The sequence below is a fragment of the Streptomyces aurantiogriseus genome, from assembly GCF_014649375.1.
Lineage (GTDB): Bacteria > Actinomycetota > Actinomycetes > Streptomycetales > Streptomycetaceae > Streptomyces > Streptomyces aurantiogriseus.
Genome location: NZ_BMSX01000007.1, coordinates 306,416 through 329,190 on the forward strand (window position 1 = coordinate 306,416; position 22,775 = coordinate 329,190).

21 protein-coding genes and 1 pseudogene are annotated in these 22,775 nt (G+C 71.7%); 5 read left to right on the forward strand and 17 right to left on the reverse strand.

Annotated features, from left to right (window positions below; genetic code table 11):
• Nucleotides 1-35: 35 nt before the first annotated feature.
• From IE263_RS17800 to IE263_RS17840, 9 genes and pseudogenes are all read right to left on the reverse strand, one after another.
• Complete coding sequence (locus IE263_RS17800) at nucleotides 36-611, reverse strand: GNAT family N-acetyltransferase (protein WP_189937498.1); 576 nt, start codon at nucleotides 609-611, stop codon at nucleotides 36-38.
• Nucleotides 589-2,817, reverse strand: coding sequence for an MMPL family transporter (locus tag IE263_RS17805; RefSeq protein WP_189937500.1), 2,229 nt, complete (start codon nucleotides 2,815-2,817; stop codon nucleotides 589-591). Before IE263_RS17805 ends, IE263_RS17800 begins: the two co-directional genes overlap by 23 nt.
• Nucleotides 2,818-3,019: 202 nt before the next feature.
• A complete protein-coding gene (locus IE263_RS17810) occupies nucleotides 3,020-3,442 on the reverse strand; it encodes a hypothetical protein (protein ID WP_229911027.1) in 423 nt (140 codons plus the stop codon).
• 104 nt (nucleotides 3,443-3,546) lie between these two features.
• A complete protein-coding gene (gatB, locus tag IE263_RS17815; protein WP_189937502.1) occupies nucleotides 3,547-5,055 on the reverse strand; it encodes an Asp-tRNA(Asn)/Glu-tRNA(Gln) amidotransferase subunit GatB in 1,509 nt (502 codons plus the stop codon).
• A gap of 15 nt (nucleotides 5,056-5,070) precedes the next feature.
• Nucleotides 5,071-5,310 carry a hypothetical protein gene (locus IE263_RS17820; protein ID WP_189937504.1) on the reverse strand — a complete coding sequence of 80 codons (240 nt, stop codon included), beginning with the start codon at nucleotides 5,308-5,310 and terminating at the stop codon, nucleotides 5,071-5,073.
• The gene (gatA, locus tag IE263_RS17825; RefSeq protein WP_373312001.1) at nucleotides 5,307-6,806 is read right to left on the reverse strand and encodes an Asp-tRNA(Asn)/Glu-tRNA(Gln) amidotransferase subunit GatA; all 1,500 of its coding nucleotides are present in this window, start codon (nucleotides 6,804-6,806) and stop codon (nucleotides 5,307-5,309) included. Before gatA ends, IE263_RS17820 begins: the two co-directional genes overlap by 4 nt.
• Nucleotides 6,807-6,814: 8 nt before the next feature.
• On the reverse strand, nucleotides 6,815-7,111 hold the full coding sequence (gatC, locus tag IE263_RS17830; protein ID WP_018531282.1) for an Asp-tRNA(Asn)/Glu-tRNA(Gln) amidotransferase subunit GatC: 297 nt from the start codon (nucleotides 7,109-7,111) through the stop codon (nucleotides 6,815-6,817).
• A gap of 270 nt (nucleotides 7,112-7,381) precedes the next feature.
• Nucleotides 7,382-7,876: a cupin domain-containing protein gene (locus tag IE263_RS17835; protein WP_189937508.1), complete on the reverse strand. Its 495-nt coding sequence runs from the start codon at nucleotides 7,874-7,876 to the stop codon at nucleotides 7,382-7,384.
• 40 nt (nucleotides 7,877-7,916) lie between these two features.
• A pseudogene (locus IE263_RS17840) lies at nucleotides 7,917-8,253 on the reverse strand (DUF4267 domain-containing protein).
• Between IE263_RS17840 and IE263_RS17845 the strand changes: the two are divergent.
• On the forward strand, nucleotides 8,246-8,653 hold the full coding sequence (locus IE263_RS17845; protein ID WP_189937510.1) for a TetR-like C-terminal domain-containing protein: 408 nt from the start codon (nucleotides 8,246-8,248) through the stop codon (nucleotides 8,651-8,653). The pseudogene IE263_RS17840 and the gene IE263_RS17845 overlap by 8 nt on opposite strands.
• Nucleotides 8,654-8,703: 50 nt before the next feature.
• Here the strand turns inward: IE263_RS17845 and IE263_RS17850 are convergent, their stop codons facing one another.
• From IE263_RS17850 to IE263_RS17870, 5 genes are all read right to left on the reverse strand, one after another.
• On the reverse strand, nucleotides 8,704-10,956 hold the full coding sequence (locus tag IE263_RS17850) for a putative bifunctional diguanylate cyclase/phosphodiesterase (RefSeq protein ID WP_189937512.1): 2,253 nt from the start codon (nucleotides 10,954-10,956) through the stop codon (nucleotides 8,704-8,706).
• 269 nt (nucleotides 10,957-11,225) lie between these two features.
• Nucleotides 11,226-13,418 carry an NAD-dependent DNA ligase LigA gene (gene ligA, locus IE263_RS17855; RefSeq protein WP_189937514.1) on the reverse strand — a complete coding sequence of 731 codons (2,193 nt, stop codon included), beginning with the start codon at nucleotides 13,416-13,418 and terminating at the stop codon, nucleotides 11,226-11,228.
• A gap of 15 nt (nucleotides 13,419-13,433) precedes the next feature.
• Nucleotides 13,434-14,435 carry a methionine synthase gene (locus IE263_RS17860; protein WP_189937516.1) on the reverse strand — a complete coding sequence of 334 codons (1,002 nt, stop codon included), beginning with the start codon at nucleotides 14,433-14,435 and terminating at the stop codon, nucleotides 13,434-13,436.
• A gap of 455 nt (nucleotides 14,436-14,890) precedes the next feature.
• Nucleotides 14,891-15,589, reverse strand: coding sequence for an SDR family oxidoreductase (locus IE263_RS17865; protein ID WP_189937518.1), 699 nt, complete (start codon nucleotides 15,587-15,589; stop codon nucleotides 14,891-14,893).
• Nucleotides 15,590-15,607: 18 nt separating this feature from the next.
• On the reverse strand, nucleotides 15,608-16,147 hold the full coding sequence (locus IE263_RS17870; RefSeq protein ID WP_189937520.1) for an LOG family protein: 540 nt from the start codon (nucleotides 16,145-16,147) through the stop codon (nucleotides 15,608-15,610).
• A gap of 51 nt (nucleotides 16,148-16,198) precedes the next feature.
• Between IE263_RS17870 and IE263_RS17875 the strand changes: the two genes are divergently transcribed.
• The 3 genes from IE263_RS17875 to IE263_RS17885 all read left to right on the forward strand — a co-directional run bounded on the left by IE263_RS17875 (nucleotide 16,199) and on the right by IE263_RS17885 (nucleotide 18,823).
• Nucleotides 16,199-16,528: a DUF427 domain-containing protein gene (locus IE263_RS17875; protein WP_189937522.1), complete on the forward strand. Its 330-nt coding sequence runs from the start codon at nucleotides 16,199-16,201 to the stop codon at nucleotides 16,526-16,528.
• A 437-nt stretch (nucleotides 16,529-16,965) separates the two neighbouring features.
• Nucleotides 16,966-17,958 (forward strand): helix-turn-helix domain-containing protein, encoded by a 993-nt coding sequence (locus IE263_RS17880; protein WP_229911028.1) that lies wholly within the window; start codon nucleotides 16,966-16,968, stop codon nucleotides 17,956-17,958.
• A gap of 82 nt (nucleotides 17,959-18,040) precedes the next feature.
• Entirely contained in the window at nucleotides 18,041-18,823 is a 783-nt protein-coding gene (locus IE263_RS17885) for an alpha/beta fold hydrolase (RefSeq protein WP_189937523.1), read from the forward strand.
• 18 nt (nucleotides 18,824-18,841) lie between these two features.
• Here IE263_RS17885 and mnmA read toward each other — a convergent pair whose 3' ends face one another.
• Complete coding sequence (gene mnmA / locus IE263_RS17890) at nucleotides 18,842-19,972, reverse strand: tRNA 2-thiouridine(34) synthase MnmA (protein ID WP_189937526.1); 1,131 nt, start codon at nucleotides 19,970-19,972, stop codon at nucleotides 18,842-18,844.
• 124 nt (nucleotides 19,973-20,096) lie between these two features.
• Here mnmA and IE263_RS17895 point away from each other — a divergent pair, with 124 nt between their 5' ends.
• On the forward strand, nucleotides 20,097-20,756 hold the full coding sequence (locus tag IE263_RS17895; protein WP_189937682.1) for an N-acetylmuramoyl-L-alanine amidase: 660 nt from the start codon (nucleotides 20,097-20,099) through the stop codon (nucleotides 20,754-20,756).
• Nucleotides 20,757-20,836: 80 nt separating this feature from the next.
• On the opposite strand, the gene IE263_RS17900 is transcribed toward IE263_RS17895, so the two are convergent.
• Nucleotides 20,837-22,006 carry a cysteine desulfurase family protein gene (locus tag IE263_RS17900; protein WP_189937528.1) on the reverse strand — a complete coding sequence of 390 codons (1,170 nt, stop codon included), beginning with the start codon at nucleotides 22,004-22,006 and terminating at the stop codon, nucleotides 20,837-20,839.
• 499 nt (nucleotides 22,007-22,505) lie between these two features.
• Nucleotides 22,506-22,772, reverse strand: a complete 267-nt coding sequence (locus tag IE263_RS17905) for a DUF4190 domain-containing protein (RefSeq protein WP_189937530.1) — start codon at nucleotides 22,770-22,772, stop codon at nucleotides 22,506-22,508.
• Between the last annotated feature and the right edge of the window lie 3 nt (nucleotides 22,773-22,775).

The window sequence follows — 22,775 nt, forward strand, 5'->3', positions numbered from 1 at the left end:
GCCTCGCACCGTACGGACGCTCTCTGAGAGGTCTCTTAATGATCGTTGTGAGCGGCACGCGCGCGTACGGCACGCCACTCGGGGGCCAGCACGGACCACACTTCGAGATCGTGCCGTACCCCACCATAGGGGTGGGCCTCCCGGCGCACACCATCCCGGGTCATGCCCAGCCGCCGGGCGACGTTCAGGCTGGCCTGGTTCCCGGAGGCGGCGACCCACTCGATCCGGTGCATTCCGCGCTGTTCGACGGCGAAGTCGATGAGCACCCGCATCGCGCGGGTGACCAGTCCGCGGCCGGTGGCGGCGGGTTCCAGCCAGCAGCCGACCTCGCAGTTGCCCTGCTCAGCATGGAAGTTGAGGAAGAGCACCCCGCCCACGAGCTTGCCCTCCAGCCACAGGCCGTGCATCGAGCCGGTGTCGGCGGCGCGCATGTCGGCGTACCGCTGGAGCATGGCCCGGGTGGAGTCCACGTCCGTCTCCTTGGTGCCCAGGGAGATGAACTGCCCGATGAACTCCCGCCCCCGGTCCAGATGCGCCAGGACCTCCTCGGCGTGCCAGGGCTCCAGGGGACGCAGTTCGGCTCCGTCGTCACCCAGTGATATCGCGTACATCCGGCTGCCGCTCCTTCTCGAGTTCTGCCACGGCCTCGGCGAGCTTCTCATGGGTGGCGCGGTGCTCGGGCGGTTCGATGCTGATGCGCGGCAGGCGCCGGTCGAGCCAGCGGGGCAGCCACCAGTTGGCGCCGCCGAGCAGATGCATGAGGGCGGGGACGAGGAGGGTGCGCAGGACGAAGGCGTCGAGGGCGACGGCGGCGGCGAGGGCGATGCCGAACATGGCGATCACCCGGTCGCCACTGAGGACGAAGGCGAGGAAGACCGAGATCATGATGACCGCGGCGGAGTTGATCACCCGGCTGGTCTCGGCGAGGCCGATCCGGACGGCACGCCGGTTGTCGCCGGTCTCCAGCCACTCCTCGTACATCCGGCTGACGAGGAAGACCTGGTAGTCCATGGAGAGCCCGAAGAGGACCGACACCATGATCACGGGGAGGAAGGGCTCGATCGGGCCGGCGCGGCCCAGCCCCAGCAGCTCGCTGCCCCACCCCCACTGGAAGATCGCGACGACGACGCCGAAGGCGGCGGCCACGGCGGCGACGTTCATCGCGGCGGCCTTCAGGGGGATGCCGACGGACCGGAAGGCGAGCAGGAGCAGCAGACAGCCGAGGCCGATGACCACGCCGACGAACAGGGGCAGTTTGCCGACGATGACCTCCGCGAAGTCGTCGTAGCCGGCCGTCACCCCGCCGACCCGCACATCGAGCGAGGTGCCGCTCTCGGCCCGTGGGAGCACCTCGGTGCGCAGCCGGTCGACGAGGTCGCTGGTCCGCTGCGACTGCGGTGAGGACTCGGGTACGACGGTGAGGTACGCGGTGTCGCCGCCCGCGCTGTACGTCGCCGGCGTCACCGAGGCCACGCCTTCGGTGGTGCGCAGGGTGGCGTCGAGGTTGTCGAGGGCGAGCCGGTCCTCGGCGCCGTCGACGTGGGTCACCAGCGTCAGCGGGCCGTTGACGCCGGCGCCGAAGCCGTCGGCGAGGAGGTCGTAGGCCTGGCGTGTGGTGCTGGACCGGGGGCCGTTGCCCTGGTCGGAGGTGCCCAGGCGGAGGGAGAACGTGGGCAGGGCGAGGACGGCGATGACGACGAGGGCGAGCGCGCCGAGCAGTCGGGGGTGGCGCTCGACGAACGCGGACCAGCGGGCGGCGAGGCCGGTGGGCAGTTCCGGCTCGGGTCCGTGCTCGGCGAGGCGGCGCCGTTCGCGGCGGCTGAGGGCGTGCGGGCCTATGCAGGACAGCAGGGCGGGCAGCAGGGTCACGGAGGCCGCGACGGTCAGCACGACGGTCAGGGAGGCGGCTATCGCGACGCCGTTGAGGAAGTTCAGACGCAGGATCAGCATGCCCAGCAGGGCGATGCACACGGTGGCGCCCGCGAAGACGACCGCACGGCCGGTGGTGGCGACGGCGCTCACGGCGGCCTCGGTGACCGACAACCCCCGCTTCAGGCCGCGCCGGTGGCGGGTGACGATGAACAGGGCGTAGTCGATGCCGACGCCGAGCCCGATCAGCATGCCGAGCATGGGCGCGAAGTCGGCGACGGTCATGGCGTGCCCGAGCAGCACGATCCCGGCGTACGCGGTGCCGACGCCCACCAGGGCGGTGGCGATGGGCAGCAGCGAGGCGGCGAGTGAACCGAAGGCGAGGAACAGCACGACCGCGGCGACGACCACGCCGACGACCTCGGCGAGGTGTCCGCCGGTCGACTCGGTGAGCGCGATGGCGCTGCCGCCCAGCTCCACCTGGAGCCCGTCGCTCTCGGCCGACTTGGCGGCGCCGACGACGGCTTTTGCCTCGCCCTGGTCGATGTCCTCGGCCCGGTCCTCGAAGACGACGGTGGCGTACGCCGTCCGCCCGTCCTCGCTGATCTGCGCGGCGCCCCGGTCGCCGTAGGGGCTGACCACGGAGGCCACGCCGGGCAGGTCCTCGATCTTGTCCAGGGTGCGGGTCATCGTCTGCTCGACGGCGGCGGCGCGGACGGTGCCCGAACCGGTGTGCCAGACAACGGTGTCGGTGTCGCCGCCGAGGCCGGGGAAGCCCTCCGCGAGCAGCCGGGTGGCGTGGCCGGACTCGGTGCCGGGGACCTCGTAGTCGTTGGAGTACGAGGAGCCGGTGACCACGGCGGCCGTGGCCGTGCCGCCGAGGGTCAGGAGCCAGAGCAGGACCGCGACGAGACGGTGTCGGACACACCACTGTGCAAGGACTGCCACGGACGTGCTCCCGGAGGTGAAGTGTGGATCTTTGACCGGGAACAGTGCATGAACTGAACAGCCCGCAAAGAACGTGTGAGCAATGTGAGGCCACTCTTGCAGGCGAAACATGATCGTTTGTCGCGATCATGGGCTTGTTCACAAGAGTGGGAGACAGATCACAGGACAATAACAGCGGTGCTGTCAGCGCCCGTCACCGCACTCAGTCGGACTGGTCACCGACCGCCATGATCATCACGCCGGCGATCAGCAGCCACAGCGCGCGCCGGGTGCGGCCTTGGGAGCCCAGGACCGCGGCCAGGGCGCAGACGGCGGCGCCGAGAGCGTAGGCCGCCGGGACGAGGGCCGGGGCGGAGCCGGTGAGGCGCAGGAGCGCCGCGGCGAGGCCGGCCAGGGTGAGCAGGGCGCCGGTGCCGGTCGCCGTCCAGCGGGCCCGCCGGGCGTCCTCGTCGCCGTACTCCTCGTCCGCCTCGAGGTCCTGGGGGTCCTGAGGGTCCTGGAGGTTCTGGGGGTCCTGAGGGTCCGTCTCCGGGTTCTCGGGCACCCGCTGTCCCTGGGTCTTCTGTTCGTCCATCGCCTCGGCCCGTATGTCGTCCTGAGTGTCGGAGTCGGTGGTTCCACTCATGGCGGGCGAGCGTAGCGCGTCGGGCTGAGCGGGCGAGCCGCGGGGAGGACACGACGAGGGGGACGTATCGGTGTCGATACGTCCCCCTCGGGAGCTCGCGAAGATCAGCCGACGCCCAGCTTCTCCAGGATCAGCTCCTTGACGCGGGCCGCGTCGGCCTGGCCGCGCGTGGCCTTCATCACCGCGCCGACCAGGGCGCCGGCCGCGGCCACCTTGCCACCGCGGATCTTGTCCGCGATGCCCGGGTTGCCGGCGATGGCCTCCTCGACGGCGGCCGTGAGCGCGCCCTCGTCGGAGACGACCTTCAGCCCGCGCTTCTCGACGACCTCGTCCGGGGTGCCCTCGCCCGCGAGGACGCCCTCGATGACCTGGCGCGCCAGCTTGTCGTTCAGGTCACCGGCGGCGACCAGCTGGGCGACCCGGGCGACCTGCTCCGGGGTGATGGCCAGTTCGTCGAGCGCCTTGCCCGACTCGTTGGCGCTGCGCGCCAGCTCGCCCATCCACCACTTGCGGGCGGAGGCCGCGTCGGCACCGGCGTCGATCGTGGCGACGATCGGCTCCAGGGCACCGGCGTTGAGGATCGCCTGCATGTCGGTGGCGGAGATGCCCCACTCCTCGCGCAGGCGGTTGCGGCGCACCAGCGGCAGCTCCGGCAGCGCGGCGCGGATCTCCTCGACCCACTCGCGCGTGGGCGCGACCGGCACCAGGTCGGGCTCGGGGAAGTACCGGTAGTCCTCGGCCTCCTCCTTCACCCGGCCCGAGGTCGTCGACCCCGTGTCCTCGTGGAAGTGCCGGGTCTCCTGGACGATCGTGCCGCCGGACGACAGCACGGCCGCGTGCCGCTGGATCTCGAAACGGGCCGCGCGCTCCACGGACCGCAGCGAGTTCACGTTCTTCGTCTCGGAGCGCGTGCCGAACTTGTCGCCGCCCTTCGGCATCAGCGACAGGTTCACGTCGCAGCGCATCTGGCCCATCTCCATACGGGCCTCGGAGACACCGAGCGCCTTGATGACCTCGCGCAGCTCACGGACGTACGCCTTCGCCACCTCAGGAGCGCGGTCGCCCGCGCCGACGATCGGCTTGGTGACGATCTCGATGAGCGGGATGCCGGCGCGGTTGTAGTCGAGGAGCGAGTGCGAGGCGCCGTGGATACGGCCCGTCGCGCCGCCGACGTGCGTCGACTTGCCGGTGTCCTCCTCCATGTGGGCGCGCTCGATCTCCACGCGGAAGACCTCGCCGTCCTCCAGCTGCACGTCGAGGTAGCCGTTGAAGGCGATCGGCTCGTCGTACTGGGAGGTCTGAAAGTTCTTCGGCATGTCCGGATAGAAGTAGTTCTTCCGGGCGAAGCGGCACCACTCGGCGATCTCGCAGTTCAGCGCGAGACCGATCTTGATCGCGGACTCGACGCCGGTCGCGTTGACGACCGGGAGCGCGCCGGGCAGGCCGAGGCAGACGGGGCAGGTCTGCGTGTTGGCGTCCTGACCGAGGGCGGTCGAACAGCCGCAGAACATCTTGGTCTTGGTGCCGAGTTCGACATGGACCTCGAGGCCCATGACGGGGTCGTACGACGCCAGCGCGTCCTCGTACGACACCAGGTCGGTCGTGGTGGTCACGGTGAAACTTCCCTCTCAGCCCAGCAGGACGTCGTCGTCGCCCAGCCGCTTCAGCTCGCGGTAGAGGATGGCGAGGCCGGTGACGATGGCGGCGGCGGACACGGTGGCGTCGATCAGGACCAGCGTGTCCTTCTCGGCGCGGGCCTTCTTGAGACGCTTGGCGACACCGATGGCGCCGAAGGCGGTGGCGGCGATGGACAGGTACGTGCCGGACTTGGACTTCTTGAAGCCCTTGGCCTTGGTCAGTGCACTCACAGCGACGGAGCCTCCTCGAGCAGCGGGTGCCCCCACTTTTCCACGAAGGCGGCCTCGACGGCGGCGCCGACCTTGTAGAGCCTGTCGTCCTTCAGCGCCGGGGCGATGATCTGCAGGCCCACCGGGAGGTTGTCCTCCGGGGCGAGACCGCAGGGCAGCGACATGGCCGCGTTGCCCGCCAGGTTGGTCGGGATCGTGCACAGGTCGGCGAGGTACATCGCCATCGGGTCGTCGGCGCGCTCGCCGATCGGGAAGGCGGTGGTCGGCGTGGTCGGCGACACGATCACGTCGACCTGCTCGAAGGCCTTCTCGAAGTCGCGGGTGATGAGCGTACGGACCTTCTGGGCGGAGCCGTAGTAGGCGTCGTAGTACCCGCTGGACAGGGCGTACGTGCCGAGCATGATGCGGCGCTTGACCTCGGGGCCGAAGCCCGCCTCACGGGTGAGGGAGGTGACCTCCTCGGCGGAGTGCGTGCCGTCGTCGCCGGTACGGAGGCCGTAGCGCAGGCCGTCGAAGCGGGCGAGGTTGGACGAACACTCGGAGGGGGCGATCAGGTAGTACGCCGACAGCGCGAGGTCGAAGGACGGGCAGTCCAGCTCGACGATCTCGGCACCCAGCTCCCTCAGCAGCTCGACCGACTCGTCGAAGCGCTGGATGACACCGGCCTGGTAGCCCTCGCCGCGGAACTGCTTGACGACGCCGACGCGCATGCCGGCGACGCTGCCGTTGCGGGCGGCCTCGACGACCGGCGGGACCGGGGCGTCGATGGAGGTGGAGTCGAGCGGGTCGTGCCCGGCGATCACCTCGTGCAGCAGCGCCGCGTCCAGGACCGTACGGGCGCAGGGCCCGCCCTGGTCGAGGGAGGACGAGAAGGCGACCATGCCGAAGCGGGACACCGCGCCGTACGTCGGCTTCACGCCGACCGTGCCGGTGACGGCGGCCGGCTGGCGGATGGAGCCGCCGGTGTCGGTGCCGATGGCGAGCGGGGCCTCGTAGGAGGCGAGGGCGGCGGAGGAACCGCCGCCGGAGCCGCCGGGGATACGGGTGAGGTCCCAGGGGTTGCCGGTGGGCCCGAAGGCGCTGTTCTCCGTCGACGACCCCATGGCGAACTCGTCCATGTTGGTCTTGCCGAGGATGACGACGTCGGCGGCCTTCAGCCGCTGGGTGAGGGTCGCGTCGTACGGCGGGATCCAGCCCTCGAGGATCTTCGAGCCGACGGTCGTGGGCACGCCTTCGGTGGTGAAGATGTCCTTGAGCGCGAGGGGGACGCCGGCCAGCGGACCGAGCTTCTCACCGCGCTCCCGCTTCTCGTCGACGGCACGGGCCTGGGCCAGGGCGCCCTCACGGTCGACGTACAGGAAGGCGTGCACCTTCTCGTCGACGGCCTCGATCCGGGCGAGGTGGGCCTCGGTGACCTCGACGGCGGTGAGCTCGCCGGAGGCGATCTTCGCGGCGATCTCGGCGGCGGTGAGCTTGATGATGTTGACGTTCTCCATCATGGCGGTTAGTCCTCCCCCAGGATCTGCGGCACCTTGAAACGCTGCTGCTCCTGGGCCGGGGCGCCGGAGAGCGCCTGCTCGGGGGTGAGCGACGGACGGACCTCGTCCGCGCGCATGACGTTCGTCAGCGGGAGCGGGTGCGAGGTCGGCGGTACGTCTTGGTCGGCGACCTCGCTGACGCGGGCGACCGCGCCGATGATGTCGTCCAGCTGTCCCGCGAAGTGGTCGAGCTCTTCGGGCTTCAGCTCCAGACGCGCCAGCCGGGCGAGGTGGGCGACCTCCTCGCGCGTGATGCCAGGCATGCAGCGTTCCTCTGGGGTGAGTGTGTGTGGTTGGGGCCTAGGGCCTGTCGTCACCTTCCCGTCGTCCGCCCGAAGGGCGGGCCCTGCGGCGTCCGGTGCGTGCGATCGCAGGGCGCCGGAGCGTCCTCGTGGCGGGGCCACGTGGACGATTCGGCAACGCGGCGAGCGTGCGAGCCAGGCGTCGCGGGGCAGGCGGGAATGTAACGACAGGTCCTAATCCTAGGGGGCGGGGCGGTGTGGCCGTGAAACGGTTTGCCCGGCCGCCCCGGCTCAGCCTCGGCGCCCGTCCCAGGCGTCGCTGCGCAGGAAGTGGTTGTCGTAGAGCTCCTGCACCTCCAGGAGGCTCTCCGGGGAGACCTCACCGAGGCGAATGCGCTGGAGGTGACGGAAGTACTCGAAGCGTTCGACGCCCGGTGTGATGACGATGAGGAGGTCGGCGGTGCTGCCGGGGGCGGCGGCGAAGGCATGCGGCTTGTCCGGCGGGACGACGACCAGGTCGCCGCGCTCGGCGGTGACGATGTCGTCGCCGGAGAGGACCTGGGCCTCGCCGTCGAGCAGGAAGAACATCTCGGCGGAGTGGCGGTGCAGATGCGGGCGGGCGCCGTCGGCGCCCTCCGCGAGCGTGACGCGCACGGTGGACAGCGCTCCGCCGGACGCGCTGCTGTCGGCGAGCAGCTTGACGGCGACGGGGTCGCCGCCGACCACTTCCGCGTCGGCGTCGCGGACGATCACGGAGTCGTCGAACTTCGGCACGAACAGCGACATGGTTTCCCCTGGGCTCGTTCTCGCTCGTTCGGAGGTGCGGTCAGACCGCGAAGAGCAGTCCGGCACTGATGAGCACAACGACCGCGGTGGCGAAGTGAATTCCGAAGGCCACGGCCTTGGTGCCGCCGTGCCGCCGTACCGCCGTGCCGCAGGACGATCAGCGTGTCGACGAGCGGCACGATCGCGACGACGAGCCTGTACCAGGCCTCGGCGCGGGCGCCGACGAAGAAGAGCAGGGCGAGGCCGAGGAGCCCGAAGGTGCCGTCCCTCAGACCCTTGATCGTGAGATAGGCACCGGCGTCCCCGTTCGGCTCGGCGGGGACGCCGTAGCCGGCGGCGGGGCGGGGCTGAAGCAGGAAGCGGGCTCCGATGAACAGGGCGGTCGCGGTGGAGGGCTGCGCGGAGCTGGCGGCGGAGTTGCGGCAGGCGCGGGCGGGCGTGACGGACACACGGGCGTCCCTGGCGGCGGTCGGCCGCGTGTACACCGCCTTCGCGCGCCGCCGTCCCGCGCTCTACGACGCGATGTTCACGCACATAGTGCCGTTGCCGTTCGCCACGCCCGAGGCGCCGGCGGCCCTGCGGGAGGCCTTCGGTGAGCTGCTGTCGGCCGTGGAGCCGCTCGCGGCGGAGGGCGAGGAACCCGGCCTGCTGACGGAGACGTACTGGGCGAGCCTCCACGGCCTGGTCACCCTGATGCGCAGCGGCCGCCTGCCGGAGAGGGCGCACGAGCACCGGCTGGAGCTGCTGATCGCCCACTTCACGGCCGGGGAGAAGTGAGCCGGGCCGCGGGTCGCCGCCTCCGACCGGGGCACTGTCCCCCGGAACCGCTATTCGTCGGTCGCCGCCGCGGGCAGGGCCGCCGCCGGCCGCTGCCAGCCTCGGGAGCCCCTCGCCCGGAGCCACGCCGTCGTCTCCTCCGGTGGCATCGCCGCTGCGACCAGCCAGCCCTGGACGGCGTCGCAGCCGAGGTCGCGCAGCCGCTCCCACGTCTCGTCGTCCTCGACGCCCTCGGCGACGACGAGGAGCCCGAGGGAGTGGGCGAGGTCGACGGTGCAGCGGACGATTTCCGCGTCCTCGGTGTCCACGGCCAGCCGGGCCACGAAGGAGCGGTCGATCTTCAGCTCGCTCACCGGCAGCCGCCGCAGGTGGACCAGTGAGGAGTAACCGGTGCCGAAGTCGTCCAGGGACATCTTCACGCCGTGCGCGGTCAGCCCGTTGAGGGTGTCGGCGGCACGCTGCGGGTCCTCGAGCAGGACGTGTTCCGTTATCTCCAGCTGGAGCGCCCCCGCCGGGACGCCATGGCGGGCCAGCCGTGCCGCGACCGAGCCGGCGAAACCCGGCGTGTGGACGTCACGTGGGGAGACGTTCACCGCGACCGGGACGTACAGCCCCTGCGCCCGCCACGCCGCGACCTGCCCGAGCGCCGTCTCCAGCACGTACTCCGTGAGGTGCGGCATCAGCCCCGAGGACTCGGCGATCGCTATGAACTCGTCCGGCGGCACCTTCCCCCGCTCGGGGTGCACCCAGCGGACCAGCGCCTCCAGGCCCGCGACCTGTCCGTCGAAGCGGACCTTCGGCTGGTAGTGCAGTTGGACCTCATGGGCGTCGAGGGCGCGGCGCAGATCGCCCAGCAGAGCCAGCCGGTCCGGGGTGTTGGAGTCGCGCTTGGACTCGTAGACCTCGACGCCCGTACGGCCCCGTTTGGCCTGGTACATCGCTACGTCCGCCCGGCGCAGCAGCCCCTCCGCGTCGAGGGCGTGGTCGGGGAAGACGGCGACGCCGGCGCTGGCCTCCAGGACGAGGGTGAGCCCGTCGAGGTCGAGGGGCGAGCTGAGGGCGGAGACGAGCCCGCGGGCGACGCGGGTCGCGGAGGTCGTGGAGTCGGCGACGGGCAGTAACACGGCGAACTCGTCGCCGCCGAGCCGTGCGACCTCGGCCCCGCGCGGGAGGGCGAGCCGCAGCCGGTCGGCTATCTGCAGCAGCAGCCGGTCACCGGCGAGATGACCGAGCGTGTCATTGACCGAACGGAAACGGTCGAGGTCGATCAGCATGAGCGCGGCCCGCGCGCCGATGCGCTCGGCGTCGTCCAGGGCGGTCCAGATGCGCTCCCCGAGCCACTGACGGTTGGGCAGCCCGGTCAGCGGGTCGCGCAGCTGCTCCTCGGCGCGGGCGCGGGCCATCCACAGGGTGGAGTCGAGGGCGATGAGCGGGATGGCGAACAGCGGCAGCAGGATCGGCTTGGCCTCGGCCACCACGCACACCAGCGGGGCTATGCCGAGCAGGGCGACCGCGACCAGCCCCTGTCTGACCAGGGCGGTACGGGCGACGGTGGGCAGGCCGTCGGCACGAGGCGCGTGCAGGTACCAGAGCAGGACGCGGGTGACCGCGAGATAGGCGACCGCGACCAGCACCACCTGCGGAGCGGTGTAGACCGTCCAGGTGTCGGGGGTCCAGGGTTTCTCGACGGACGGCACCCGCCCGCAGGCCGCCAGCAGCAACGCTCCGGCGCCGATGCCGAGGATGTCCACCGCGCCGTGCAGGACGCCCTGTCGCCAGCGGTGGCGCCGGGCTACGCCGACCAGGACGACGACGGTGAGGCTGACCAGACCGGCGGGCACCCAGCCGTAGAGCAGCAGGACGGCGAGGGTGAGGGCGGCGCCGGAGCCGGTGCCGCCCCACCAGCGGGCCCGGCCGAGCATCACCAGGTGGCCGACGATGACGCCGGTCAGCACGGCCAGCGACCAGCCGACGGTGCCGGACGGGAAGAGCGCGTGGTTGCCGGTGAAGGCGCGGTAGAAACCGGCGCCGAGGGCGAACCCGGCCGCCGCGACGACCGCCGCGGGCAACGCGGGCCAGGACAGGTGCCGTTCGGCTTCGCTGCCGGGCAGTCCGGAGGCTCCGGTCGCGGCGGGGAGCCGGTCGGGGGCACGGGGGTCCATGGAGGTGTGCGGTGTCCCGGCGCGCGCCTGCGCGCCCGGGGGCCGCTCTGACCACGCCACCCACCGGCTCCCCCACCAGACGCCGGTGACCCGGCGCCGGCGCAGCCGTGAGTCCGGGGCGGCGCTCTCGGTCGGTTCCATTCCCGTCCCTCTCACAGCCGGCGGTGCCCACGCCACGCGGCCCGCTGCCCGACGACCCTCGGGCGGCGCCGCGTTGGAAAACCCTTCCCCTGCTCATCAAGAGCACGGGGATGCCCCGACCGCAGCTGGGCACGGCAGGCGCACATCTCAACAGTAGGCCGCAGAAGGCTTCCACGGGCAGCGGTCGTGGACGGTTGCCCGAATGCGCCCCGGCCACCCGTATGCATCTGATATGCGCCGAACGGGTGGCCTTCAACCGCTGATTCTCGCTACTCCGTGACCGGAAGCGCGACTTCGGCCGCCGCCTCCGGCCCCTGTTCGAGGAGGACCGTGAAGCCGTCCTCGTTCAGAACAGGCACCTTGAGCTGCATCGCCTTGTCGTATTTCGATCCAGGACTGTCACCCACAACGACGAATGACGTCTTCTTCGAGACCGAACCGGTCACCTTCGCTCCGCGGCTCTGCAGGGCGTCCTTGGCGCCGTCGCGAGTGAAGTGTTCGAGCGTGCCGGTCACGACGACCGTCAGCCCTTCGAGGGGGCGCGGGCCCTCGTCCTCCCCGGCGCCTTCCTCCTCCATACGGACACCGGCGGCCTTCCACTTGCGGATGATCTCCTGGTGCCACTCCTCGGCGAACCACTCCTTGAGGGACCTGGCGATGATCGAGCCGACTCCGTCGGTGCCCGCGAGTTCCTCTTCCGAGGCCTGCTCGATGCGGTCGATCGAGCGGAAGTTGCGCGCGAGCGCCTCGGCCGCGACCGGGCCCACATGACGGATCGACAGACCGGTGAGGATGCGTGCGAGCGGGCGCTCCTTGGCCGCCGCGATGTTCTCCAGCATGGCAACCGCGTTCTTCTTCGGCTCGCCCTGCTGGTTGGCGAAGACCGTGACGATCTTCTCCTCGCCCGTCTTCGGGTCGCGCTTGGGCAGACCGCTGTCCTGGTCGAGGACGTACGCCTTGATGGGCAGCAACTGCTCCATGGTGAGGTCGAACAGATCGCCCTCGTTGAGCAGCGGTGAGTCGGCGGGCTCCAGCGGACTGGTGAGGGCGGCCGCGGCGACGTAGCCGAAGTGCTCGATGTCCAGCGCCTTGCGGCCGGCCAGGTAGAAGAGTCGCTCGCGCAACTGGGCGGGGCAGGAGCGGGCATTGGGGCAGCGCAGGTCGACGTCGCCCTCCTTCATCGGCCTCAGCGCCGTACCGCACGCCGGGCACTCGGACGGCATCACGAACTCGCGCTCGCTGCCGTCCCGCAGGTCGGCCACCGGACCGAGGATCTCCGGGATGACGTCACCGGCCTTGCGCAGCACCACCGTGTCACCGATGAGGACGCCCTTGGCCTTGACCACGTCCTGGTTGTGCAGGGTGGCGAACTCGACCTCGGAGCCGGCCACCGTGACCGGCTCGACCTGGGCGTACGGCGTGACACGGCCGGTGCGGCCGACGCCCACCTTGATGTCGACGAGCTTGGTGTTGACCTCTTCCGGCGCGTACTTGTAGGCGATCGCCCAGCGGGGGGCGCGGGCCGTGGAGCCGAGCCGGCCCTGGAGCCGGATCTCGTCGAGCTTGACCACCACCCCGTCGATCTCGTGCTCCACCGAGTGGCGGTTCTTGCCGTAGTACTCGATGAACTCCCGTACACCGTCGAGGTCGTCGACGACCTTGTTGTGTGTGGAGGTGGGCAGGCCCCAGTGCTTGAGCAGGTCGTAGGCCTCGGAGAGGCGCGTCATGCCCTCGTAGCCCTCCAGGGCGCCGATGCCGTGGACGACCATGTGCAGGGGGCGGGTGGCCGTCACGCGCGGGTCCTTCTGGCGCAGCGAACCGGCCGCCGCGTTGCGCGGGTTGGCGAAGGGTTTGTCGCCGGCCGCGACCAGGCGGGCGTTGAGCTCCTCGAACTTCTCCATCGGGAAGTAGACCTCGCCTCGGATCTCCACGAGCGTGGGGACGCCGTCGCCCGCGAGCCGGTCCGGGATCTCCGCGATGGTGCGCACGTTGGGCGTGATGTCCTCGCCGGTGCGGCCGTCGCCGCGGGTCGCCGCGCGGGTGAGGCGGCCGTTCTCGTAGGTGAGGTTGACGGCGAGGCCGTCGACCTTCAGCTCGCACAGGAAGTGGTACGCGGAGGCGCCCACGTCCTTGTGGACGCGCTCGGCCCAGGCGGCCAGCTCCAGGTCGTCGAAGGCGTTGTCCAGCGACAGCATGCGCTCGCGGTGCTGGACGGCCGTGAAGTCCGTCGCGTACGCGCCCGCGACCTTCTGGGTCGGCGAGTCGGGGGTGCGCAGCTCCGGGTACTGCTCCTCCAGCGCCTCCAGGGAGCGCAGGAGCCGGTCGAACTCCGCGTCGCTGATGACGGGAGCGTCCTTCACGTAGTACCGGAAGCGGTGCTCCTCGATCTGCTCGGCGAGCTGCGCGTGCTGCTCCCGGGCCTCCGTGGGCACCGTCGTCTCCGCTTGCTTGTCGCCGGCCACCGTGTTGTCCTCCCGTTACTCTGGGTTGTCCGCGAGGGATCTCGCCGCCCGGACGCAGTGCGCGAGTGCCTGTCGCGCGTACGCGGGGGAAGCGCCCGCGAGGCCGCACGCCGGCGTGACCGTGACGGCTTCCGCGAGCAGCCCCGGTTGCAGTCCCAGCCTGCGCCACAGCGTCCTGACACCCATGACGCTACCGGCAGGGTCTGACAATGCCGTATCCGTGCCCGGGACCACACCGGCGAAGAGCCGGGTACCCCCTTCCACGGCCTCACCGATCGCGTCGTCGTCACGCTCGGTGAGGAGCGCGAAGTCGAAGGAGACGGCTGCCGCTCCGGCCCGGCGCAGGAGGGCGAAGGGGACGTCCGGTGCGCACGAGTGGACCACGACGGGGCCGCCGTCGTGAACCCCGACGACGTCCCGGAGCGTGGCCTCGACGATCTGGCGGTCGACGGCGCGGTGGGTGCGGTAGCCGCTGGCGGACTTCACCTGGCCGCGCAGGACGGCGGTGAGGGAGGGCTCGTCTAGCTGGAGGACGAGGTGTGCGCCGGGGACGCGGCGCTGGGTCTCCGCGAGGTGCTGGCGCAGGCCCTCCGTGAGGGAGGCGGCCAGGTCGCGGCAGGCGCCGGGGTCGGAGAGGGCGGCCTCTCCGTTCTTCAGCTCCAGGTTGGCGGCGAGGGTCCAGGGGCCCACCGCCTGGATCTTCAGCGGGCCTTCGTATCCCTGGGTGAACTCCTCCAGTGCGTCGAGGTCCTCCACCAGCCATGATCTGGCCCGCCTGGTGTCCCGGCCCGGCCGGTCCCCGATCCGCCAGCCGCTGGGCTCCACGCGCGCGTACAGCTCGACGAGCAAACCTACGGTGCGGCCGATCATGTCGGCGCCGGGGCCTCTGGCGGGGAGCTCGGCGAGGTACGGGAAGTCCTCGAAGGAGCCGGTGACCGTCTTGGCGGCCTCCCTGGCGTCGCCGCCGGGCATGGAGCCGATGCCTGTGGCGGGGCCGAAGCTGAAGTGTGCGTTCACGTGGGGAAGCCTACGGAGTCCCGCCCCCGCCGCCCCTACCCGTCCCGTCCCCAGGGGCTCCGCCCCTTCAACCCCACCAGGGGACTCCGCCCCCGGGCCCGGCGGGGCTGAGCCCCGCACCCCAGGGGGCTACGCCCCCGCACCCCAGGCGGGGCCAGCCCTCGCATCCCCCCGTCGGGGCTGCCGCCCCGCACCCCGCTTCGGCCCTGAACGGACCTCGCCCTCGAACTCCCCCGGAGGGGGTGCCCCCAGACGGACTGAAATGCCCGGACCGGCGCTCGCCAGGTACTGCCGGGCAGGTCGAACGTGAGGCTCGCCTCTCATCCGACCGAGTCGGGCGGTGGGTGGGCATAGGCCCGGGGGTCCAGGGGGCGGAGCCCCCTGGACGGGACTGGAGGGGCCTCGGCCTCGAAACGCCGGCTGGAGGTGGCTCACCTCTCCGCCGACCGAGTCGGTCAGCGTCCCGGCCGCACCGTCACGTCGTTGACCTCCGCGTCCCTCGGCAGATCGATCGCCATCAGGATCGTCGTCGCGACCGACTCGGGGTCGATCCACTGCGCGGGGTCGTACTCCTTGCCCTCCTGCTGGTGGACCTTGGCCTGCATCGGGCTGGCCGTCCGCCCGGGGTAGACGGAGGTGACGCGGACGCCGTTGCCGTGCTCCTCGTTGCGCAGGGAGTCCGCCAGCGCCTTGAGGCCGTGTTTGGACGCGGCGTAGGCCGACCAGTCGGCGCTGGCCCGCAGGCCGGCCCCGGAGTTCACGAAGACCACGTGGCCACGGGTGGCGCGGAGCTGGGGCAGGAAGTGGCGGGTCAGCTCTGCGGGGGAGATGAGGTTGACGTTGAGCTGGTGGCGCCAGGACTTGGGGGTCAGGTCACCGACCGGCCCCAGGTCGACCACACCGGCGATGTGCAGCAACGTGTCCACCCGCTCCGGCAGCGTCTGGTGCGAGAAGGCCCAGGACAGCCTGTCGGGATCGGCCAGGTCGCCGACGAGCGTCCTCGCCCCGGGAAACTCCGCCGCCAGCTCCTTCGCACGTCCCGCGTCGCGCGCGTGCAGCACGAGTTCGTCCCCGCGCGCGTGGAGGCGGCGGGCGACGGCCGCACCGATGCCGGAGCCCGCTCCGGTGATCACATGAGTAGCCATGCCCGCCATGCTCGCATCACCGAGCGCTCAACCGACGCCCTGGCTCTCCTCCAGGTAGGCCAGCGCCCCGACCGGCTCCTCGGCGAAGAACACCAGGTCGCTCAGCGGCCTGGGCAGGAACCCCTCGTCCTCCATCCGCCGGAACTGCGCCTTCAGGCCGTCGTAGAAGCCGGCGGTGTTCAGCAGGACCACCGGCTTGTCGGTGTGGCCGTGCTTCTTCAGTTCCAGGATCTCGGTGGCCTCGTCGAGCGTGCCCGTCCCGCCGACCATGATGACGACCGCGTCGGCCTTCTCCAGGAGCAGCTTCTTTCGCTCGGCCAGGTCACGTGCGACGACCATCTCGTCGGCGCCCTGCCGCGCCTTGGCCACCAGGAAGTCCACCGACACCCCGCACAGCCGGCCGCCCGCCTCCTGCACCCCGTCCGCGACCACCTTCATCAGCCCCACGTCGGAACCGCCCCACACGAGCGTGTGCCCGCCTTTGCCGAGCAGTTCGGCGAACTCACGGGCGGGTCGGGTGTACCGGTCGTCGAGGTCGGCGGCGGAGAGGAAGACACATATGCGCATGGCGCCCACCGTACGCGGGAAGAACCGGCGCCCCGCGAGCGCTTTTCCGACATGACCGAAGGACACACCATCACGATCGAGCAGGGCACCCAGCGCATCAGGGTCGTCCACGGAGACCAGGTGCTGGCCGAGAGCGACCGGCCCCTCGTCCTCAAGGAGACCGGCTGTCCCGTGCGGTACTACCTCCCCGCAGAGGACGTACGCCTGGACCTCCTCACCCCCTCCGACACCCACACGTACTGCCCGTTCAAGGGCACGGCGTCCTACTGGTCGCTGCCGGACGCGCCCGACCTCGTCTGGGGCTACCCCGACCCCAAGCCGGACGTGGTCGCGATCAAGGACCACCTCTGCTTCTACGAGGTGGACTCCTCTCCGGCCTGATCACGGGACGCGCAGGGGGCGACGGATGGCCCCCTCCTCCATCCGTCGCGCCCCGCACGCTCACGCGGAGTGGCAGGCCCGCTTCACGCGGACCGCCTCGCCGTCGTCCACGTCGTGTCCCCGATCCCGAAGATGTCACCGTTCACATGCCGGTCCTTCATGCCGTTCCTCACCCACTCCTCAGCCATTCCTCACCCGTTCCTCGTCCGTTCCTCATCCGTGGTTCCGCTTCAGGCGGAGCCCGTTGTGCCGAGAGCCGGCCCGGGCCTCACCGAGACTGCTGAGCTCCGAGGGGCCGGAGCAACCGCACGCTGCTGTCCCGGACGGGCGGGGGCTGTCCGGGCTGGTCAGGGCCTTGTCCGGAATTCCGACCCGGACAACGGGGCATGACCGAATCCACCGTTGCCCTTGCGTGAGGACTGCAACACCATGCGTTCATGGGGAACCTGGGAGAGCTGTCGCCGTACGAGGCCCGGGACGCCGCGGGATTCGTCGCGTCGATGCAGCGGCTCAAGGAGCACGCGGGGCTGACGTATCGCGAACTGGAGGAGCGGGCCGCCCTGAACGGTGACGTGCTGGCCCGCAGCACGTTGGCCGACATCCTGCGGCGGACGAGCCTTCCGCGCCCCGAGGTACTGGCCGCGTTCGTCCGCGCCTGCGGGGACGGGCCGCGGGTGGACGCCTGGCTGGACGCCAGGAACCGGCTCGCCGCGGACGCCGCCGCTGCCACGCCCTCGGCGGTACCCGAGCCCATCCCCGAGCCCGAAGCCACAGCCACAGCCACAGCCTCGGCCGAGGCTCCACCGCCGACCGCCGAACCCCCGCTCCCGCGGCCACGGCCATGGCGGACCACGGTCCGCAGGGTCGTGCTCACGGCCGGTCCCCTGGTGCCGCTGCTCGCTCTGGCCGCCTGGGCGATGCTCCCCGACGACTCCGACAAGCCGGACACACCGGCTGCGTCGCCCACCGCCTCCCGGGCTCCCGCCGACGGCTGGGTCACCGTGCGGCCCCTCCGTACGCCGGACCTGTGCCTGACGGACGGACGGGACCGGGCCGGCGCCTATCCGAACGCCGTCGCCGTCCAACTCCCCTGCGCCCAGGCCACCGTGCCGCGCACCTACCTCGAACCGGCAGGCGAGGGCTTCTACCGCATCCAGTGGCACCATCCCCAGGAGGGGAAGGGCTGCCTGACGATCATGAGCAGCGGCCCGGTGAAGGGGATGCTCGAGCCCCGCAACGACTGTGCCCAGGCCACCCTGTTCCATGTGGAGGCCGCATCCGCCGACGACGCCGCGGGTTTCCGGCTTCGTCCGGCCCACAGCGGCAGGTGCATCGGCATGGCCGGCGACGACAGCACCGAAGGAGCCGAAGCGGTCGAGGAACGCTGTACCGGCGCGGCCGACCAGCGCTTCCTCATCCGGGCGGACTGATGGTCGCTCGGCGCTCCTCGCCTCGGACGGCACGGCCCCGCCACATCGATAAGTTCCGTCGCGTCTGACAGTCTCCACAGGCATGGACAAGAAGACCCTTTCGCGCGACGGCACCTCCCTCGCGTACGAACGCAGCGGACAGGGCCCGGCGGTCGTCCTGATCAGTGGCGCGATGTCGACGGGCGGCACCGTGGCGCCCCTGGCCGGTCTCCTCGCGCACCGCTTCACCGTCTTCTGGTACGACCGGCGGGGCCGCGGCGACAGCGGCGACACGGCGCCGTACGCGGTGGAACGCGAGGTCGAGGACCTGGCGGCGCTGATCGACCTCGCGGGCGGCGAGGCGGCGTTGTACGGCGTCTCGTCGGGCGGTGCGCTGGCGCTGCGGGCGGCGGCGAGCGGGCTGCCGGTGAGCCGGGTGGCGGTGTACGAAACGCCGTTCGCGGACTTCTCGGAGAGCGGCGCCGAGGAGCGTGCCGCCTACACCGCGCGGCTGACCGAGGCGCTGTCCCAGGACCGGCGCGGGGACGCGGTCGAGCTGTTCCTGCGGCTGACGGGCCTGGCCGAGGAGATGATCCAGGGCGCCCGTCAGTCGCCGATGTGGGCCGCCATGGAGGCCATCGCCCCGACGCTCGCCTACGACGACGCCGTGATGGGCGACGGACTGGTGCCCCGGGAGCGGCTGGCCTCGATCGACGTACCGGTGCTGGCCGTCGCGGGCGCGGAGAGCCCGGCCTGGCTGCGTGAGGCCGTGCGCGCGGTCGCGGACGCGGTGCCGCAGGGGACGTACCGGACGCTCGACGGCCAGACGCACATGGTGGACCCGAACGTCCTGGCGCCCGTGCTCACCGAGTTCCTCACGCCGTAGCCGCTCGGGGCCGGACGGTCACACCGCGGCGGTCGTCGCGCGCGTGGTCGTGGCGATCGTCGCCGAGCCCACCACGCGCGTGCCGTCGTACAGCACGATCGCCTGGCCGGGGGCCACGCCGCGCACGGGCTCGGTGAAGGTGACCTCCAGGCGGCCGTCGACCAGTTCGGCGGCCACCTCGGTCTCGCCGCCGTGGGCGCGCAGCTGGGCGGTGTAGGTGCCGGGGCCGGTGGGGGCGGTGCCGCACCAGCGGGGCTTGACGGCCGTCAGGCCCGTCACGTCGAGGGCGGCCGCGGGGCCGACGGTGACCGTGTTGTTCACCGGAGAGATGTCGAGGACGTAGCGCGGCTTGCCGTCGGCCGCCGGGGTGCCGATCCTGAGCCCCTTGCGCTGGCCGATGGTGAAGCCGTACGCGCCGTCGTGTGTGCCGAGCTTGTTGCCGGCCTCGTCGACGATGTCGCCCTCCGCCCTGCCCAGCCGCTTCGCCAGGAAGCCCTGGGTGTCGCCGTCGGCGATGAAGCAGATGTCGTGGGAGTCGGGCTTCTTGGCGACCGCGAGCCCCCTGCGCTCGGCCTCCGCGCGGATCTCGTCCTTCGTCGTCACCGTGTCGCCGAGGGGGAAGAGCGCGTGGGCGAGCTGCTTCTCGTCCAGGACGCCGAGCACGTACGACTGGTCCTTGGCCATGTCGGAGGCGCGGTGCAGCTCGCGGGAGCCGTCGGGAAGCGTGACGATCTTCGCGTAGTGGCCGGTGCAGACCGCGTCGAAGCCGAGCGCGAGCGCCTTGTCGAGGAGGGCGGCGAACTTGATCTTCTCGTTGCAGCGCAGGCAGGGGTTGGGGGTGCGGCCGGCCTCGTACTCGGCGACGAAGTCCTCGACGACGTCCTCACGGAAGCGGTCGGCGAGGTCCCAGACGTAGAACGGGATGCCGATGACGTCGGCGGCGCGGCGGGCGTCGCGGGAGTCCTCGATGGTGCAACAGCCCCGGGCGCCCGTGCGGAACGACTGCGGGTTCGCGGAGAGCGCGAGGTGGACGCCGGTGACGTCATGGCCGGCTTCCGCGGCGCGGGCGGCGGCGACGGCGGAGTCGACCCCGCCGGACATGGCGGCGAGTACGCGAAGGGGGCGGGGGCGCTGCGAGGTCTCAGTCATAACGTTTCCAGGGTACGGGGCGCCGGGAACCGCGGCCCGCGAGTATCCGTTGTGGATCTCGAGGGGCGGGGTGTGACGGGCTACAGGGGTGAGGATGAGGGACGAAGAGGGGCAGGGCGGGCACATGGGGGCACGGAAGAAGGACGCGGACCGGCGGCTGGGGCGGCGTGCGCTGCTGGCCGGCGGGGCGGCGGCGGCCGTCGGGTCGGCGGTGCTGGCGCGTGACGAGCTGGCGAACCTGTGGTGGCGGCTGCCCGGGGTGAAGAAGTCGCGGGTGGAGGGCGCGGTCGACTTCCGGGGCGCGCAGTGGCTGGCGGCGTCGGAGGCCAACTTCCGCTGGGCGGACCGGCCCGACGACTACGGCATAGACGTGGTGGTCATCCATGTCACCCAGGGCGACTTCGCGAGCGCGGTGAAGGTCTTCCAGGACCCGGGCCACCGGGCCGCCGCTCACTACATCGTCGGCCAGGACGGCCGCATCGCCCAGATGATCCGCGAACTGGACGTGGCGTACCACGCGGGCAACCGCTCGTACAACGAGCGGAGCATCGGCATCGAGCACGAGGGCTTCGTGGACCGGCCGCAGGACTTCACGGACGCGATGTACGCGGCGTCCGCGCGCTTGACGGCCGGGATCTGCCGGCGGTACGGCATACCCGTCGACCGCGAGCACATCATCGGGCACGTGGAGGTGCCGGGGACGGACCACACCGACCCGGGCGAGCACTGGGACTGGGACCGGTACATGAAGCTCGTGCGGGAGGCGCACACGGCTGCCGCCTGAGCGAGGCGACGTCGTCACATCAGTCCTGGCTCAACGTCAGTCCTGGCTCAACGTCAGTCCTGGCGCACATCCGTCCTGGCTCACGTCAGTCCTGCCGCGCGGGCCCGCTCCACCGCCGGGCCGATGGCCTTGGCGACCGCCTCGACGTCGGCCTCGGTGGAGGTGTGGCCCAGGGAGAAGCGGAGGGTGCCGCGGGCCAGGTCCGGGTCGGTGCCGGTGGCGAGCAGGACGTGGCTGGGCTGGGCGACGCCGGCGGTGCAGGCGGAGCCCGTGGAGCACTCGATGCCCTGGGCGTCCAGGAGCAGCAGCAGGGAGTCGCCCTCGCAGCCGGGGAAGGTGAAGTGGGCGTTGGCCGGCAGGCGGCCCTCCGATGCCGGGTCGCCGCCGAGGATCGCGTCCGGGACCGCCGTACGGACCGCGGTGACCAGGGCGTCGCGCAGGGCGCCGACCTCCCGGGCGAACCACTCGCGATGTTCGGCGGCGAGGCGTCCGGCGACCGCGAAGGAGGCGATCGCGGGGACGTCGAGGGTGCCGGAGCGGACGTGACGTTCCTGTCCGCCGCCGTGCAGAACGGGTACGGGGGTGTACTCGCGGCCGAGGATGAGCGCGCCGATGCCGTACGGGCCGCCGATCTTGTGCCCGGAGACCGTCATCGCGGCGAGGCCGGAGGCAGCGAAGTCGACGGGGACCTGGCCGAAGGCCTGGACGGCGTCGGCGTGCAGGGGGACGCCGAACTCGGCGGCGGCTTCAGCGAGTTCGCGGACCGGCATGATCGTGCCGATCTCGTTGTTCGCCCACATGACGGTGGCCAGGGCGACGTCGTCGGGGTTGCGGGCGATGGCCTCACGGAGCGCGTCCGGGTGGACCCGGCCGTACGCGTCCACGGGGAGGTACTCGACGGTCGCGCTCTCGTGCTCGCCCAGCCAGTGCACGGCGTCGAGGACGGCGTGGTGCTCGACGGGGCTGGCCAGGACCCGGGTGCGGGCCGGGTCGGCGTCACGGCGGGACCAGTACAGGCCCTTGACGGCGAGGTTGTCGGCCTCGGTGCCGCCGGAGGTGAAGACGACCTCGCTGGGGCGCGCCCCGAGCGCCTCCGCGAGGGTCTCACGTGCTTCCTCGACCGTGCGGCGGGCCTGGCGGCCGGATGCGTGGAGAGAGGAGGCATTGCCGGTGATGCCCAGGTGGGCGGTCAGTGCCTCTGCCGCCTCCGGGAGCATCGGGGTGGTCGCGGCGTGGTCCAGGTAAGCCATGGTGAGGCGATTCTACGGCGCGACGACAAGGGGCCTCGCGGCAAGGTGGGCCGGGGTTGCGGCGAGGTCGTGCGCCTCACATGAGCTGCACCTGGCGTGGGCGGCGACGCACCCGGCACTGTCGGCGGTGCCCACCCTCCCCAATCTCGGCATGTGCCCACCTTGCCCACTCTCGGCTGCCCTCGAGCGGTGGGGGCACCATCCCCCAGCGGAACGACTGCCCCCAGCGGCGGCGACGGCGGCGGGCAGGCCGACCGCCCACAGCGGAGCGGCGATCACAGGCCGGCCGACTGCCCCAGCCGGTACCAGCAGTCGCAGGCCGGCCGCCCACGGCCGGTACCGGCGGCGCCGGTAGGCGCCCGCGACCAAGGCCGGCGGTCGCGTCAGCGGCCCCAGCCGGTGCCGAGGTCGGAGGCCGGCGCCCGCAGCCAGGGTCGGTGGCAGCGCCTCGGCAGGGCCGTGGCCGGCGTCGGTGTACAGGTCCGCCCCCGGGAAGGCCTCAGAAACTCCACGAGATCGTCGAGTCCGCCTGCATGAAGGCCGCCAGGACCACCAGGTCGGCGATGCCCAGGGTCAGGCCGAGCCAGGCGCGGCCTCGGCGCTTGGTGCCGCGGGCGAGGGCCACGGTTGCCAGGACGATGGCGATCGGGCCGAGGAAGACATTGAGGACGAGAAGGCCCACGAGGCCGAGGATGAAGGACGCGACGGCCATGCCGTCGGTGTCGCGGATGCCGGTGCGGCGCGAGGCCGGTGCGGTGAGCTGCATGGT